12 protein-coding genes and 1 tRNA gene are annotated in these 15,143 nt (G+C 56.9%); 10 read left to right on the top strand and 3 right to left on the bottom strand.

Annotation, left to right across the window (positions count from 1 at the left end; translation table 11 throughout):
• Positions 1-75: 75 nt before the first annotated feature.
• Positions 76-1,143: a M20 family metallo-hydrolase gene (locus MUN81_RS16945; RefSeq protein WP_245112533.1), complete on the bottom strand. Its 1,068-nt coding sequence runs from the start codon at positions 1,141-1,143 to the stop codon at positions 76-78.
• On the bottom strand, positions 1,131-1,913 hold the full coding sequence (gene argB / locus MUN81_RS16950) for an acetylglutamate kinase (RefSeq protein ID WP_245112535.1): 783 nt from the start codon (positions 1,911-1,913) through the stop codon (positions 1,131-1,133). Before argB ends, MUN81_RS16945 begins: the two co-directional genes overlap by 13 nt.
• Before the next feature lie 419 nt (positions 1,914-2,332).
• On the opposite strand from argB, the gene MUN81_RS16955 reads away from it, so the two are divergent.
• The 9 genes from MUN81_RS16955 to MUN81_RS16995 all read left to right on the top strand — a co-directional run bounded on the left by MUN81_RS16955 (position 2,333) and on the right by MUN81_RS16995 (position 14,061).
• Positions 2,333-2,965, top strand: coding sequence for a GNAT family N-acetyltransferase (locus MUN81_RS16955; RefSeq protein WP_245112537.1), 633 nt, complete (start codon positions 2,333-2,335; stop codon positions 2,963-2,965).
• 2 nt (positions 2,966-2,967) lie between these two features.
• Positions 2,968-4,158 (top strand): argininosuccinate synthase, encoded by a 1,191-nt coding sequence (gene argG, locus MUN81_RS16960; protein ID WP_196287649.1) that lies wholly within the window; start codon positions 2,968-2,970, stop codon positions 4,156-4,158.
• Positions 4,148-5,128: an N-acetyl-gamma-glutamyl-phosphate reductase gene (argC, locus tag MUN81_RS16965; RefSeq protein ID WP_245112539.1), complete on the top strand. Its 981-nt coding sequence runs from the start codon at positions 4,148-4,150 to the stop codon at positions 5,126-5,128. Before argG ends, argC begins: the two co-directional genes overlap by 11 nt.
• 73 nt (positions 5,129-5,201) lie before the next feature.
• Positions 5,202-5,546 carry a hypothetical protein gene (locus MUN81_RS16970; protein ID WP_245112541.1) on the top strand — a complete coding sequence of 115 codons (345 nt, stop codon included), beginning with the start codon at positions 5,202-5,204 and terminating at the stop codon, positions 5,544-5,546.
• Positions 5,547-5,626: 80 nt separating this feature from the next.
• On the top strand, positions 5,627-6,766 hold the full coding sequence (locus MUN81_RS16975) for an aminotransferase class III-fold pyridoxal phosphate-dependent enzyme (protein WP_245112548.1): 1,140 nt from the start codon (positions 5,627-5,629) through the stop codon (positions 6,764-6,766).
• 469 nt (positions 6,767-7,235) lie between these two features.
• Entirely contained in the window at positions 7,236-8,315 is a 1,080-nt protein-coding gene (gene carA / locus MUN81_RS16980) for a glutamine-hydrolyzing carbamoyl-phosphate synthase small subunit (RefSeq protein ID WP_245112550.1), read from the top strand.
• 647 nt (positions 8,316-8,962) lie between these two features.
• Positions 8,963-12,208: a carbamoyl-phosphate synthase (glutamine-hydrolyzing) large subunit gene (carB, locus tag MUN81_RS16985; protein WP_245112552.1), complete on the top strand. Its 3,246-nt coding sequence runs from the start codon at positions 8,963-8,965 to the stop codon at positions 12,206-12,208.
• Positions 12,209-12,314: 106 nt separating this feature from the next.
• On the top strand, positions 12,315-13,058 hold the full coding sequence (locus tag MUN81_RS16990; RefSeq protein WP_245112554.1) for a hypothetical protein: 744 nt from the start codon (positions 12,315-12,317) through the stop codon (positions 13,056-13,058).
• 58 nt (positions 13,059-13,116) lie between these two features.
• A complete protein-coding gene (locus tag MUN81_RS16995; protein WP_245112556.1) occupies positions 13,117-14,061 on the top strand; it encodes an acetylornithine carbamoyltransferase in 945 nt (314 codons plus the stop codon).
• Positions 14,062-14,220: 159 nt separating this feature from the next.
• Here the strand turns inward: MUN81_RS16995 and MUN81_RS17000 are convergent.
• Positions 14,221-14,293, bottom strand: a tRNA-Lys gene (locus MUN81_RS17000).
• A gap of 119 nt (positions 14,294-14,412) precedes the next feature.
• On the opposite strand from MUN81_RS17000, the gene MUN81_RS17005 reads away from it, so the two are divergent.
• Positions 14,413-15,135: a hypothetical protein gene (locus MUN81_RS17005; RefSeq protein WP_245112558.1), complete on the top strand. Its 723-nt coding sequence runs from the start codon at positions 14,413-14,415 to the stop codon at positions 15,133-15,135.
• The last annotated feature ends 8 nt before the right edge of the window (positions 15,136-15,143 follow it).

The raw sequence follows: 15,143 nt of genomic DNA on the forward strand, positions 1-15,143 counted from the left end.
TAAGTCAATTCAGATTACCATGCCGCGCTAATACGCTGTTATACTGAACGCAGCCGGCATCGTTATTCGCCTGCATCAAAAAGAAAAATCCGACAGCAAACTGATATAATCACGAATACCCGACTCAATTTCACTGAGCAAAATGTATTCGTTGGGCGTATGCGAGCGGGCACTGTCGCCCGGCCCCATTTTCAGGGTTTCAAACGGCATCATCGACTGGTCCGACAGCGTGGGCGAGCCGTAAATCTGCTTACCCATGGTCTTTCCTTTCTGAATAAGCGGATGATTTTCGCTGATGCGCGACGAATTTAAATGCGTGGAACGTGGCGTTATTTCTGCCTGCACATTCGCCCGAATTATCGCCAGCACCTCCTGGTTACTATACAGCTCGTTGGTGCGCACGTCCACCACAAACTGGCAGCGGTCGGGCACCACGTTGTGCTGCGAGCCGGCGCTGATTTGCGTCACAGTGGTTTTAACAGGCCCCAGCAGCCCCGACACCTTTGGAAACTGGTAATTACGCAGCCACTGAATGTCATCAAGCGCTTTGTAGAGGGCATTTTCGCCTTCGTCGCGGGCCGCATGGCCGGTTTTGCCGTGCGCAGTGCCGTCAAGTACCAGCAGGCCTTTTTCAGCAATGGCCAGGTTCATGCCCGTTGGCTCCCCCACAATTCCGAGCTCAATTTTGCCAAATTCGGGCAGCACACTGCGAATGCCATTGGCGCCGGAAATCTCCTCCTCTGCGGTTATTGCGCAAATTAAATTAAACGCGTTTGGCTTATTTCGAAAATGCAGGAACGTGGCCAGCAAGCTAACTGCCGATGCGCCGGCATCGTTGCTACCCAGGCCGGTCAATTTATCGCCTTCCAGCACTGCTCCAAACGGGTTCTCATGCCACCCCGCGCCGGGCTTCACCGTGTCATGGTGCGAGTTGAGCAGAATGGTAGGCTTCTGCGCATCAAAATGCTCCGAGAATGCCCATACGTTATTTTGCCGCCGGTGCGGGGTGGCGCCGTGCGCGGTCAGAAACGCTTCTATCAGCGTTGCCGTGTCAGCCTCTTCCCGCGAAAACGAGGGCGTTTTTATCAGCTGCATCAACAACGCAACCGCGGCCTCGTGCAATGAATTTATTACGTCAGGCATAGCGTGGTATGAAGCGCGTCATCGATATAAAGCGCATGCTCAATAATCACTTTTTCCACTCCGAATTGCAGCGCGTCAAATGCATTTTCTAATTTAGGCAGCATGCCGTCGGCAATTACCCCGCTTTCTTTTAATAATGCGTAGTCGGCCAGATTAATTTTTGGAATTACTGATGTTTCATCGGAAATATCAGTCAGCACGCCGCGCTTTTCGAAGCAAAAATGCAGTTCTACTTCGTATTGCTTGCACAAGGCTTTGGCCACCGATGCCGCAATGGTATCGGCATTGGTATTTAGCAACTGTCCGTGCCCGTCGTGATTAATTGGGCAGAGCACCGGCGTAAGCCCCAGCACCAGAAAGTGGTGAAGCATGTGTGTATTCACGCTGGCCTCGCTCAAATCCCCCACAAAACCATAGTCGATTTCCCGCACCGGGCGCTTCACCGCCTGAATAACGTTGCCGTCGGCGCCGGTCAGGCCCAAGGCGTTGACGCCCAGCATTTGCAGCGTGGCCACAATTTGCTTGTTGGTTTTGCCCGCGTAAAACATCGTTACCAAATCCAGCGTGGCGGCGTCGGTGATGCGGCGGCCGTTTACCATGCGCGGCGCAATGCCCAATTGGCGCAGCATGTCGCTGGCGCCTTTGCCACCGCCATGCACTAATATTTTCGGGCCGCTGACGCCGGAAAACAAGCGTAGAAATTCCTGCAATTCGGCTTCGTGGTCAATGATGCCGCCGCCTATTTTAAATATTTTTACTACCGAATTCATCAACTCTTCACGTTAGCGGTGGCCTGCGCTGACACGCTGGCCTACTCAAAAAATAACACGGAAATGTTGCGGGCAAAAGTAGGGCCTTTTACCTTTGCGCCAGATTTGAACCACTTGGTTCTCGGCTTCGTTACAGCGCCGAATCGCCTCATTTTCGCCATGACCCGTTCGGTTTCTATGTCCACTTTGCCCGCCCCCGCCGCCTGGCCGGGAGTAGCCGGCGTGTGCGAAACCGCTTGCGCACTGGTTCGACGACCCTAGCGGCTTCAACAGCCGCATGTTGGCCCCTTGGCCAGCCCTTTTGAGCCGGGCTAGTATCCGCTCACACTTACAGACAGGTTTGGGCTTTAGCAGGAGTTTCCCGTATACAGCGGGTTTCCGGACAGCCGCGTATCTATCCCTAAGTATTTCCTCAATCAATGACAATTCGGGTTGCAACGCCAGCGGACGCACAGTACGCTGAACAATTATGCCAGTGGTACATCGAGTCGGCCAAAACGCGCGGCACGGGCATCGCCAAGCGCGAACCAGCTTACGTGGCCAAAAAGATGGAAAGCGGCGACGCCATCATCGCCTTCGTCGACGACGAGTTGGCAGGTTTCTGCTACATCGAAACCTTTGACGACAAGACGTTTGTGGTAAACTCCGGTCTGATTGTGAACGCCGAAATCCGCAAGGGTGGCGTGGGCCGGGCCATCAAGCAGGCGGTGTTCGAGCTGTCGCGTACCAAGTACCCGCAGGCCAAAATTTTCGGCATTACGACCAGCCTGGCTGTGATGAAAATCAACACGGACCTGGGCTACGAGCCCGTCACCTTTTCAGAGCTGACCACTAGCGAAGACTTCTGGAAAGGCTGTAAAAGCTGCAAAAACTACGGCATCCTGATGGAGAACGAGCGCAAGATGTGCCTCTGCACTGGCATGCTCTACGACACGCCCGAGAAGCAGCTTGTGCAGGTGCAAGTGCCCGATTTTGCCGCGCATATCACCCCCCCGCTGCCCATCGGCACCGACCCCGCCCCTACTCCTTCTGAAACCGATTCTGCACTGTAATCATGAAGAAAAAAGCCATTCTCGCCTATAGCGGCGGCCTCGACACCTCGTTTTGCGCCGTGTATTTGTCGCGCGAGCTTGATTTGGAAGTTCACACCGTCATCGTCAACTCGGGCGGTTTCACGGCCGAGGAGCTGGCCGCCATCGAGAAGCGCGCCTACGAGCTGGGCTCGGTGAAGCACGAAGTTATCGATGTGACCACCCGCTTTTATCAGGATTGCCTGCGCTACCTGCTGTTCGGCAACGTGTTGAAGAACGACACCTACCCGCTGAGCGTGAGTGCCGAGCGCATGTTCCAGTCGCTGGCCATTGCCGAATATGCCCGTGCTAACGAGGCCGATTACATCGTGCACGGCAGCACCGGTGCCGGCAACGACCAAGTGCGCTTCGATGTGGCATTTGCGGTGATTGCACCCAAAACGGAAATCCTCACCCCTATCCGCGACCTGAAACTGTCGCGCCAGGCCGAAATCGAATACCTGCAGAAGCAGGGTTTCGAGATGAGCTGGGAGAAGGCGAAATATTCGATTAATAAAGGCATCTGGGGCACCAGCGTGGGCGGCGTTGAAACGCTGACTTCGCACGAGGCCCTGCCCGAAAGTGCTTACCCCTCGCAGCTGCAGCGCCAGGATTCGGAGCGCGTGGAAATCACCTTCGAGAAAGGCGAGCCGGTGGCGCTGAATGGCGAAACGCTGGAGCCCGTGGCCCTGATTCAGAAGCTTAACGAGTTGGGCGCGGCCTTCGCCGTGGGCCGCGACATTCACGTGGGCGATACCATTCTGGGCATCAAGGGCCGGGTAGGCTTTGAGGCGCCCGCGCCGCTCATTCTCATCAAGGCGCACCACTTGCTGGAGAAGCACACCAGCACCCGCTGGCAGCTGCTGCACAAGGATTACATCGCCAACTGGTACGGCACGCTGCTGCACGAGGCGCAGTATCTTGACCCGGTGATGCGCGACATGGAAGCCTTCCTCACCTCGTCGCAAAACCACGTGTCGGGCAAGGTATTCGTGCAGCTCAAGCCCTACCAGTTCGACCTGCTCGGCGTGGAATCGAAGTACGACATGATGCAGTCGAAAGTGGCCACCTACGGCGAGGAAAACAACGCTTGGGATTCGCGCGACGCGAAAGGTTTCATCAAGATTTTCGGCAACCAGCTGAAAATTAGCGCTAGCCTGCACGATGAAAATTAAGGCCGGCATCGTGGGCGGCGCCGGCTACACGGCCGGCGAGCTCATCCGCATTCTGCTGCACCACGAGTTTGTGGAGCTAGGCGGCATCGTCAGCACCTCGAACGCCGGCAACCCCGTGTACCAGGTGCACGACGACCTGGTGGGCGAAACCAATTTGGTGTTTGCCTCCGAACTAGCCGGCGACGAGGACGTGGTATTTCTGTGCCTCGGCCACGGCAATTCCAAGGCGTGGCTGCACAAAAACGCCCTATCTGAAACCACGCACGTCATCGACCTGAGCAACGACTTCCGCCTGCACGCGGACGCCGAGTTTGAAGGCCGCGAGTTCGTGTACGGTCTGCCGGAGCTGAACAAAAGCCGCATCCAGCAGGCCCAGAGCATTGCCAACCCGGGCTGCTTCGCCACGGCTATTCAGCTGGCGCTGCTGCCGCTGGCCAAGGCCGGCCGCCTCACCGACGACATCCACGTCTCGGCCATCACCGGCAGCACCGGCGCGGGGCAAAGCTTGTCGGAAACGGTGCATTTCTCGTGGCGCACCAATAACGTGTCCATCTACAAGCCCTTCACGCACCAGCACCTCGGCGAAATCGGCGAGAGCCTGGTGCAGCTGCAGCCGCAGTCGGAGGCCGAGATGCACTTCATCCCCTACCGCGGCAATTTCTCGCGGGGCATTTTCGCCAGCGTCTACACGCCGTCGGATTTGACGCAGGACGAGGCGCAGGCGCTGTACCGGCAGTTTTACGCCGACGCACCATTCACCACGGTTTCGGACAAGGAAATTCACCTCAAGCAGGTGGTGAACACCAACAAATGTCTGTTGCATGTGCAGAAGCAGGGCAAGCAATTATTGATTACGTCGGTGATTGATAATCTGGTGAAAGGTGCTTCAGGCCAGGCGGTGCAGAATATGAACTTGCTATTTGGGCTGCCGGAAACGACAGGATTGAATCTTAAAGCGGGGCTTTTGTAATCCTCCAGCACGTCATGCTGAGCGTAGTCGAAGCATCTCTACCGCTTCGTTGAATTTAATTACTGACAGACTTATGGACGCAGGTGAATACAAGCAGTTTAAAAACAAGGGACAAGTCCTTGATTTTGCCACGCTTAATATGACACGTCAGTATCTACAACAGTTTGGAAGGCATGATTTATCTGATACCATCAACCATTTGCTGATTCACAACAAGATTGAGAAACCAGCGCTGCATAACAATCAACAAGAAGTGTATACTGACTTCTACCAAGTTGATATTTCTGCAAGGGATTTGGAAATCATCACTTCAATGTTCCTTGATTTAGAAGCTGCAGCAGTACCAGAATCTGGCGAATCAACAACGCTTACTGCACATTATGGTGCAATGCTGGATAAGTGGAGTAATCTGCAATAGAGCAGTAGAGATGCTTCGAATCCGCTACGCTTCGCTCAGCATGACGTTCTAATTTTAACTACGCTCTGACACCAAAAACCATGGAGCTTTTCAACGTTTATCCCCTCGTCAACATCACGCCCGTTCGGGCGCTGGGCGCCAAGCTGTGGGACAACCAGGGCCAGGAATACCTGGATTTCTACGGCGGCCACGCCGTTATTTCCATCGGCCACAGCCACCCGCACTACGTGCAGCGCCTCACCGAGCAGCTGCAAAACATCGGCTTCTACTCCAATTCGGTGCAGATTCCGATTCAGACGCAGCTGGCGCACAAGCTGGGCCAAGTGTCGGGCTACGAGGACTACGCGCTGTTTCTGTGCAACTCGGGGGCCGAGGCCAACGAGAATGCGCTGAAACTGGCCTCCTTCCACACCGGTAAAACCCGCGTGGTGGCGTTTAAAGGCGCGTTTCACGGCCGTACCTCGGGTGCGGTGGCGGCTACGGACAACCCGAAAATCGTTGCGCCCTTCAACGCGGGCCACGCCATCAGCTTCGTCGATTACGACCTGAAGGCGGTGGCCGACATCCTGCACGGCGGCGATGTGTGCGCCGTCATCATCGAGCCGATACAGGGCGTGGGCGGCATCATCATGCCTTCCGATGAATTCCTGCAGGGCCTGGCGGCGTTATGCAAACAGTATGGCGTCATCCTGATTGCTGACGAGGTGCAGAGCGGCTACGGCCGCAGCGGCAAGTTTTTCGCACACCAGCACGCCGGCATCCGGCCCGATATTATTTCGGTGGCCAAGGGCATGGGCAACGGCTTCCCCATCGGCGGCATCCTCATTGCGCCCCACCTGAAGGCATCCTACGGCCTGCTGGGCACCACTTTCGGCGGCAACCACCTGGCCTGCGCCGCCGCCCTAGCCGTGCTCGAAGTCATCGAAGACGAACACCTGCTGGCCCATGCCGCCGAGATGGGCGACTACCTGCGCCGCGAGCTGCTGGCCCACGCCGGCGCCGAAGAAATCCGCGGCCGCGGCCTGATGGTGGGCATCAAGTACGATTTCCCCATCAAGGACGTGCGCGACCAGTTGCTCTCGGAGCACCACATTTTCGTGGGCAACGCCTCCGACCCCACTGTGCTCCGCCTGCTGCCGCCGCTCAACATTACCAAGGCCGAAATCGACCGATTTCTGCAGGCGCTGTACACACTTATTCCGGCAGAAGTAAGGAAATAAGCGGCTTACGACCTAACTTGCGGCCTTAATGAGTAGCACGACGAAGTTTCCGAGCCTGGCTCCCCTTCTGATAAGCTGCCCGCTGCCATTGGCCCCCGTTGCGCAGCCGTCGGCCGGCTCTTTCCACGAAAGAGCGGCCTCCCCTTTTTCCAGTCCGCAGTTGTGCCCACCCGATTTCCCGATGCCTGACATCTGGAAGCGGCAAGGCGTGGAGTTGATTGATTTACCCGCTTTCGCTCCCGTTTGGCTCACAACCCACTTCGGCTGGAACAGACCCCTGATTTATGGTCCTGTTCCAGCCGAAATTGTATCCGGGCAGTGGCAAAAGCCGCGGAATGCCCTACGAGCACGATATAAAGACGCGACACTTCACGTCTCTTCGTTGAACGGCCCGCCCCACATCCAACCTCGACAACGTTAGCAACGATTGAGACGCGAAGTATCGCGTCTCTACATTCCCTCCCTATAAATGTCCCAAACCGTAAAACTCATCCTCGAAGACGGCACCGAAATCGAGGGCACTTCCTTCGGCGCATTCACCTCGGCCGCGGGCGAAGTGGTATTCAGCACGGCCATGACCGGCTACCCCGAAAACCTCACCGACCCATCCTTCGCCGGCCAGATTCTGGTGCTCACCTACCCCATGGTGGGTAACTATGGCGTGCCCGGCGAAGAGTTGTACGAGTCGATTTCGAAGATTTTCGAGTCCGACAAAATCCACATTGCCGGACTGGTGGTGAACTACTACTCCGAGGAGCACAGCCACTGGGCCGCCGCCAAAAGCCTGGGCGACTGGCTGAAGGAGTACAACATCCCCGGCATCTTCGGCGTCGATACCCGCATGCTCACCAAGAAGCTGCGCGAGAAAGGCGCCATGCTGGGCAAAATCGTGGCCGAGACCGACGTGCCCCTGCACGACCCCAACCTCGACAACCTGGTGGCGCAGGTGAGTCCGGCCGGCGTGCAGCACTACGGCCACGGCCAGCACAAAATCGTGCTCGTGGACTGCGGTACCAAAACCAACATCATCCGCTGCTTCCTGGAGCGCGACGTGGAGCTGATTCGGGTGCCCTGGGACTACGATTTCACGACCCTTGCCTACGACGGCCTGTTCCTGAGCAACGGCCCCGGCGACCCCAAAATGTGCGAAGCCACCATCCAAAACCTCCAAAAAGCCCTGCAACAGGACAAGCCGATTTTCGGCATCTGCCTGGGCAGCCAGCTCATGGGCCTGGCTGCGGGCGGCGACACCTTCAAGCTGAAATACGGCCACCGCAGCCACAACCAGCCCGTGAAGCTCACCGGCACCCAGCACTGCTACATCACCAGCCAAAACCATGGCTTCGCAGTCGATACCGAAACATTACCAGCCGAGTGGGACATGCTGTTCGAGAACCTGAACGATGGCACCTGCGAAGGCATCAAGCACAAAACCAAGCCCTTCTTCTCCACCCAGTTTCACCCCGAAGCCGCCGGCGGCCCGCAGGATACGGAGTTTCTGTTTGATGATTTCTTGAAAGCGGTGGTGGAGTATAAGGCTAGCAAATAGCAGAACGACAAAACCAGAACGTCATGCAGAGCGCAGCGAAGCATCTTGCCCGCTTCGTTGCAAATCATTGCATGATAAAATACTCGTCAAAAATATGATATCATGAAAATTATTCTTGACGGTGCTTTAATAACCAACCTTGACGGCTTCTTCAACCAGATTGAGAAATACCTTTTAGTGGGCGAATGTCCTTGGGGTTGAAATCTGAATTCACTTGATGAAATCGTTATGTGCAATTTCAATTACACAGAAAATCCTAATTTCGATGTGAGCAAAATTGTATGGAATAATTCCCACTCATCTGCTGAGAAACTTGGTTTTGCTAAAACCATTAGATTCAGGCAAGAAGGCATATATGCTCTTAACTCCCGGCCATATCAGCAATGAACAACAGCACAAATTGAACAGGAAATACTGTTGCCACAACGCCGGATATTGGAGGAAATAGAAAAGCTCAAGTGCGGCGAAAGTCAAACCTTATTTGAGTTACTTAAAGAAATTCTGAGCAGCAACAAGTCAATTAAATTGACCTTGGCTTAACAATAATTTTCTCCTGCAACGAAGCGGGCAAGATGCTTCGCTGCGCTCTGCATGACGTTCTTTTTTAACACGACCCTTTCCAACCGGTCTGTTACCCAACCCTTAGAATGAACAAACCCAACAAAGTTCTCATCCTTGGTTCCGGCGCGCTGAAAATTGGCGAGGCCGGGGAGTTCGATTATTCCGGCTCACAGGCCCTCAAGGCGCTGAAGGAGGAAGGCATCCGCACCATCCTCATCAACCCCAACATTGCCACCGTGCAGACGTCGGACAACATTGCCGACGACGTGTACTTCCTGCCCGTGACGCCCTACTTCGTGGAGGAAGTCATCAAAAAGGAGCAGCCCGATGGCATTCTGGTGGCCTTTGGCGGCCAGACGGCGCTGAACTGCGCCGTGGCCCTGTACCGCGCCGGCGTGTTCGAGAAGTATAACGTGAAGGTGCTGGGCACGCCCGTGCAGAGCATCATCGACACCGAGGACCGGGACATCTTCAAGGAGAAGCTGGAGCAGATTGGCGTGCTCTCGGCCCGCAGCGTGGCCGTGACGACGATGGACGATGCGCTGGCGGCGGCCGAGAAAATCGGTTTTCCCATCATCGTGCGGGCGGCGTTTGCGCTGGGCGGGCTGGGCAGCGGCTTCGCCAACAACATGGACGAGCTGCGGGCGCTGGCCCAAAAATCCTTCACCACTTCCGACCAGATTCTGGTGGAAGAATCGCTGAAGGGCTGGAAGGAAGTGGAGTACGAAGTGGTGCGCGATGCCTATGATAACTGCATCACGGTCTGCAACATGGAGAACTTCGACCCCATCGGCATCCACACCGGCGAGAGCATCGTGGTAGCCCCGTCGCAGACCTTGAGCAACCGCGAGTACCACAAGCTGCGCAGCATCGGCATCAAGACCATTCGCCACCTGGGCATCGTGGGCGAGTGCAACATTCAGTACGCGCTGGACCCCGTTTCCGAGGATTACCGCGTGATTGAGGTGAACGCGCGCCTGTCGCGCTCCTCGGCGCTGGCTTCCAAGGCCACGGGCTACCCGCTGGCCTTCGTGGCCGCCAAGCTGAGCCTGGGCTACTCGCTGGCCGAGCTGAAAAACAGCGTGACGCAAACCACTTCGGCCTTCTTCGAGCCGGCGCTCGACTACGTGGTGGTGAAGCTGCCGCGCTGGGATTTGGGCAAATTCGCGGGCGTTAACCGTCAGATTGGCAGCGCCATGAAGAGCGTGGGCGAAGTCATGGCCATCGGCAAATCCTTCGAGGAAGCCATCCAAAAAGGCCTGCGGATGCTGGATACCGGCAAGCGCGGCTTCGTGGCCAACCGGCCCGAGGATGAGCTGGATAACACCGCCATCGACCAGCTCCTGAGCGAGCCCAATGAGGAGCGCATCTTCGCCATCAACAGCGCCTTTGAAGCTGGCTACACGCTGGAGCAGGTGCACGAACTGACCAAAATTGACCACTGGTTTTTGCAGCGCCTCTACGGCATTTTCGAGTTGAGCAACCAGCTGGCCGCCGGCCGCAGCGCGGGCCTCGACGGGCTGGAAACCAAGCTGCTGCGCGACGCAAAAAAAGCCGGTTTCTCCGACCAGCAGATTGCCGTGAAGCTGCTGGGCGAAGGCGACGCCACGCACGGCACAAAAGCCGACGAGCTGCTGGTGCGCGCCCGCCGCAAGGCCTTGGGCGTGCTGCCCGTGGTGAAGCAGATTGACACGCTGGCGGCCGAATTCCCGGCTAAAACCAACTACCTCTACACCACCTACCACGGCACCGAAAACGACCTGACGCGCGAAACCGCGCAGTCGGTGGTGGTGCTGGGCTCAGGCGTGTACCGCATCGGCTCATCGGTGGAGTTTGACTGGTGCGGCGTGCAGGCTGTGCAAACGGCCGCCGCCGAGGGCTACAAAACCATCATTATCAACTACAACCCCGAAACGGTTTCGACCGACTACGACGTCTCGGACCGGCTGTATTTCGAGGAGCTGAGCTTCGAGCGGGTGATGGACATCCTGGATTTTGAGCAGCCCGGCGGCGTGATTCTGAGCACCGGCGGCCAGATTCCCAACAACCTCGCTACCCGCTTGGCCGATGCCAACGCGCCCATCCTAGGCACCGCGCCGGCCCGCATCGACGAGGCTGAGAACCGCCACAAGTTCAGCAGCATCATGGACGAGTTGGGCATTGCCCAGCCGCGCTGGAAGGAGCTGACCTCGCTGGAAGCCATGCAGGAATTCGTGCGCGAAGTCGGTTTCCCGGTGCTCATCCGGCCGAGCTACGTGCTGTCGGGCGCGGCCATGAACGTGGTTTCCAACAACTTCGAGCTGGAAGAATTTCTGAAAACGGCCGCCGATGTCAGCGCCGAATACCCGGTGGTGGTGTCCGAATTCATCCAGGAAGCCAAGGAGATTGAGCTGGATGCGGTGGCCGACCACGGCGACATCGTGAGCTACGCCATTTCCGAGCACGTGGAGTTCGCCGGCGTCCATTCCGGCGACGCCACCATGTACTACCCGCCCCAACGGGTGTACGTGGGCACCATCCGCAAGCTGAAAATTATCGCCGAAAAGATTGCCAAGCGCTACGAAATCAGCGGCCCGTTCAACATCCAGTTTCTGGAAAAAAACGGCGAAATCCGCGTGATTGAGTGCAACATCCGGGCCTCGCGCAGCTACCCGTTCGTGTCGAAAATCTCGGGCAACAACCTTATTAAAAAGGCCACCCAAGTACTGCTCGGCAAACACGTAGACCGTGACGAAAGCGAGCGGGTCTACGACCTGCCCTTCGTGGGCGTGAAGGCCCCGCAATTCTCGTTCACCCGCCTGCCTGGTGCCGACCCGGTGCTGCGCGTCGACATGGTAAGTACCGGCGAAGTCGGCTGCCTGGGCGACACCGCCGAGGAAGCCCTGCTGAAATCGATGCTGAGCGTGGGCTACAAAATCCCGCAGAAATCGGTGCTGATTTCCGGCGGCCCCATCATCTCCAAAGTGGCGCTGCTCGCGCCCGCCGCGCTGCTCATCAAAAAGGGCTACACCGTGTACGCCACCCAAGGCACGCACCGCTTCTTCGCCGAAAACGGCATCCCCAGCAGCCTCCTCTTCTGGCCCAATGAACTGCAGGAGCCCAATGTGCTGACGTATCTGAAGGAAAAGAAAATCGACCTGGTCATTAACATCCCCAAAAACCTGTCGAAAGGCGAGCTGGATAATGACTACAAAATCCGCCGCACGGCCGTGGATTTCGGCGTCGGTTTGTTGACCAATGCGCGGCTGGCGAAGGCATTTATTCAAGCCTTCTGCACACTGGAGATGAAGGATTTGAAGATTAAGAGCTGGAACGAGTATAAGGCGATGTAACTAGCCGAATAAGCGGAAAAGAACGTCATGCTGAGCGCAGCCGAAGCATCCCTCCCACTTCGTTGCAGTTTAGTATGACGTTTTTTCGTTTGTTAGCAACCAATCTTTGGCACTCAATTCAATGCGGCTTTTTAATTCGACCCTATTAGCCCTACTCAGCATTTATTTGCTTGCTTGCGGTTCGGACAAGCCCTCGCAGCAAACGGTTGCCACCTCACCAAAGCAGGCCGTTGCTCCAGATTCCGTGGCAGCAGTTGCACCGGTCTCAACGCATCTGGATGCCTGTGGTGAACGAATGAAAGGGTTTCTGCGGTGGTACCTGGACCTTGCAGATGTTGAGAGGCCACACCCTAAAGGCTCAAGTGTGCAATTCAAAATTCCCATCACCCCAGAAACAGATTCAGCCGTAGCGGCACAGACAACGCCCGACCAAAGAAGCTCAACGAAGTATTATCAAATGGATTGGCGCAGCGTCGACAGCTATTTGGCAATGCTTGGGAAGTCTGGCTACTTCTCAAAAAGCTATTTGCAAGAAAAGCGTGCATCTCTGCTTCGCCGTGGCAAAGCCTTGGATGCCGCCAACATGGAAGACGGTGAGCCAGAGGGCTTCGAGGCAGACGAAGTGTTCTGGATGATGGAGCTTTACGCCGCATCGGATATTGATGGCCTACGAGTTTATCGAGCCCCGAATACAAAAGTCCGCGGAGGTATTTACGAACTACCAGAATCTTTGCCCGAAGGCGAGAAATTCAGCTTTCTACTTTACACTAAACCCGAGAATGGCCGGTGCGTTATCGACAGCGTAGCTCGCTTGTCTAACGGAGAGTATTCGAGCGTCGGAAATAAATAAGGATATTATTCATCCTTTCTCGTAAGCCGCGTTCTGACTTTAAGCTATTGCACATCCTATGAAAAACTTCACCTCCTTCGCCGATGCGGGCGACTACAAAGCCCTGTTGCAGCAAGCCCTTGAAATCAAGTCCAACCCCTACGGCTACCAGCACATCGGGCGCAACAAAACCGTTGGCCTCATCTTCTTCAACCCCAGCCTGCGCACCCGGCTCAGTTCGGTGAAGGCGGCCTACAACCTCGGCGCGCAAGCCTGGGTACTCAACGCCGGCGCCGACTCCTGGACCCTGGAAATGGCCGACGGCGCGGTGATGAACGGCGGCACCCAGGAGCACATCAAGGACGCCATTGCGGTGATGAGCCAGTACTGCGACGTGCTGGGCGTGCGCACCTTCCCCACCCTCAAGGACAAGGCCGAGGACTATGGCGAAGTCGTCTTCAATAAGATTCTGCAATACGCCACCGTGCCAGTCATCAGCCTGGAAAGCGCCACGCTGCACCCACTGCAAAGCTTCGCCGACCTCATCACCGTGGCCGAAACCAAGCAGAAGGAGCGGGTGAAAGTGGTGCTCACCTGGGCCCCGCATGTGCGCGCCCTGCCCCAGTGCGTGCCCAATTCGTTCTGCGACTGGTTTTCGGAAATCGACTGGGTCGATTTCGTCATCACCCACCCCGAGGGCTACGAGTTGGACCCCAAATTCACCAAAGGCGCCCGCATCGAATACGACCAAAAGAAAGCGCTGGAAGGCGCCGACTACGTGCAGGCCAAAAACTGGAGCAGCTACCGCGACTACGGCCAAGTGCTGCAAAACGACCCCGCCTGGATGCTCACCCCCGAGCACATGGCCCTGACGGATAGCGCCAAATTCCTACACTGCCTGCCCGTGCGCCGCAACGTGGAAGTGTCCGACGCCGTGCTCGACGCGCCCGGCTCACTCATCATTCAGGAAGCCGGCAACCGCACCATTTCCATGCAAACGGTGCTGCATGAGCTGCTGAAGTAGCCGCGGTTGCTCCCATACTTAAGAAGCCCTGCAGCGAAAGTTTCTGCGGGGCTTTTTCGTTTGCCTTGTTGTTGGAAATGCGCTTTTGAAACTTGCTGCAACTGGACCGACCGAAAACGAAAGTGCCCCATTCTGTTTCCAGAATGCGGCACTTTGCTGTGATCCCGCTGGGATTCGAACCCAGGACCCGTACATTAAAAGTGTACTGCTCTACCAGCTGAGCTACAGAATCGTACTTTGCACCTTGGAAGGGCGTTTCCTTCTTTGGTGGCACAAAAGTACTACCAGCTCCCGAACTACACAACCTTGATTCAAAAAAAAGTATTCTCTTTCGCTTGGCGGCCCCTTTTGATGGGTTTAATCCTCCTGCCACTCTGGGCATTGGGTGCAAATCCGGCCGCAAAAAAAAAATTACACGCTTCGGCCACCAGCCCGGCCATAAGCCTCCGCCAAGCCGACTCGCTGTTTGCCGCGGGCCAGTTTGAGGCGGCGGCGTCCGGCTACCATCACCAGGTGTGGCGGCAGCGGCAGGTATCGCCGAAACTATTGCTGAAACTGGCTTACGCGCAGCAGCAATTGGGCCATCATCCTGCTGCGCTGCTTTATCTGACCATGGCGCAGGCCCGGCAGCCGCGGGTGCGCACGTGGCGGCAAATGGCGGCCGTGGCGGCGCAGCACCGTCTAGTGGGCTACCCGGCCACCTGGCAGCAGGAGCTGCGCGTGCAGGTGCACCGCTATTATTACCCCGGACTGCAAGCACTGCTAGGCGGGGCCATTGTGGGGGCCGTGTGGCTGCTGTGGCGCCGGGCGGGCCGCACGTTCTGGCTAGGCTATGCGGCTTACGTGGCGCTGCTTGCTGCCTACCTGCAGTGGCTGCGGCCGGTGCCTACGGGGCTGGTGGCCCGCCCGGGGGTGGCCCTGATGGCGGGGCCCAGCCCCGGCGCGGCCTGGCTGAGCACGGCCACCACCGGCGACCGCCTGCCCGTGCTGGGGCGCCAGGACATCTGGTACCGGGTGGAATGGCAGCGCAAGGTGGCCTTTGTGCGGGCAGCCGACTTGTTGGTGGTGGAATGAAGAAGTAG

The sequence above is a fragment of the Hymenobacter sp. 5317J-9 genome (assembly GCF_022921075.1).
Classification (GTDB): domain Bacteria; phylum Bacteroidota; class Bacteroidia; order Cytophagales; family Hymenobacteraceae; genus Hymenobacter.